The 1,419-nt window shown below is 58.6% G+C and carries 1 protein-coding gene; it reads left to right on the top strand.

The annotated features are described in order from the left end of the window. Positions 1-425: 425 nt before the first annotated feature. Positions 426-1,419: cysteine desulfurase family protein (locus EOA23_RS34700; protein WP_145966607.1), on the top strand; the 994-nt coding region annotated here is incomplete at its 3' end.

Raw genomic sequence — 1,419 nt, 5'->3', positions numbered from 1 at the left:
CGCGCCCACTCCTATGACAAATTTCAGCCGCGTAGAGATTTGACTCGCGCCATCCACTAACGGGAGTATCCATGCTGCGGATTGCGCATTGCGGAAGGTAAAGTCAAATGCTTGACTTGACGGTAGGCCCACAATCGATTTGCAAGACTAAACGCGTGTTTCATTCGAACTTCTGAAAAAATAGCCATACCTCGATCGAGGCTATCTTCCACCCTCTGCGTCACCATGCAACACCGAACCACAGGCCACCGGTGAGCGTGATTACTGCGAGAGGCGATTGCCAAAGGAATCCGAGAACGACCGGAAAACTTCGCATTGTTGTTCGCAAATCACCTTCTGACCAGGTGGTTCGTTCGGTATACTATTCGTCTCACCGTCCGATTCTCTTTGGCATCTAATACGAGCCCAGAGTGGGAACATTTGAAATGGGGCATCCGATCTATCTCGATGGTTTTGCCACTCTGCCGCTCGCGCCTGAAGCTCGCGACGCGATGCTTGCCGTTTGGGCGCACCCGGGCAACGCGGCTTCGCCGAACGTTTCAGGCGAGGTTGCCGCACGCACGATTGCCGAGGGCCGCGAATCGGTTGCCGACCTGATCGGCGCCACCGCAAGCGAGATCACCTTCACGTCGGGCGCCACAGAAGCTAACAATCTCGCCATTTTGGGCATGGCGCGCGCGGCTCGCAGATTCGAACCAAACCGGAAACGCGTCCTCGTTTCGGCGGTCGAACACAAGGCTGTATTAGAGCCCGCACACGCCTTGCAGGCCGAAGGGTTTGAAGTCAGCATTGCCCCCGTCGATCACCGCGGTCGGCTTGATCTCGCAGAATTTGCGAGGCTCGTCGACGAAGATCTCCTCCTTGGATCCGTGATGATGGTCAACAATGAGACCGGCGTCATTCAGCCGGTGAAGGAAGCTTCTGCCTTGGCGCATGAGAGCGGCGCGCTCTTCCATAGCGATGCTGCGCAGGCCGTCGGCAAGATCGATGTCGACGTCGTTGAGCTTGATGTCGACTACCTCACGCTCTCCGCTCACAAATGCTATGGCCCGATGGGTCTAGGCGCCCTCTATGTTGCGGCATCGGCGCCGAAGCCGCTTCCCCTCACTTTGGGAGGAGCCCAGCAAAGCGGCCTGAGGCCCGGAACCGAACCAGTCGCACTGATTGCAGGATTCGGTGCCGCAGCTCGGGTTGCAAAACACCGGCTTCCGTCCGACCAGGAACACTGCTCCGGGTTGATCGAGCAGTTGCTTGAGACGCTTGAACATCGGCAACTTCGCTTCCGTCGTGTCAGCGGCGATGCGCCAACGGTTCCAGGCACGGCGTCCATCCAGATCTTCGGCGTCGATGCGGACGAGCTCTGTGCCCGCATCGCGCGCCACGTATCGCTGTCGACGGGCTCGGCATGCACCTCAGGGC

The organism is Mesorhizobium sp. M2A.F.Ca.ET.042.01.1.1 (assembly GCF_003997405.1).
Taxonomy (GTDB): domain Bacteria; phylum Pseudomonadota; class Alphaproteobacteria; order Rhizobiales; family Rhizobiaceae; genus Mesorhizobium.
Note: the sequence above shows the minus strand (reverse complement) of the source record. Positions and strands in the feature narration are given on the sequence as shown.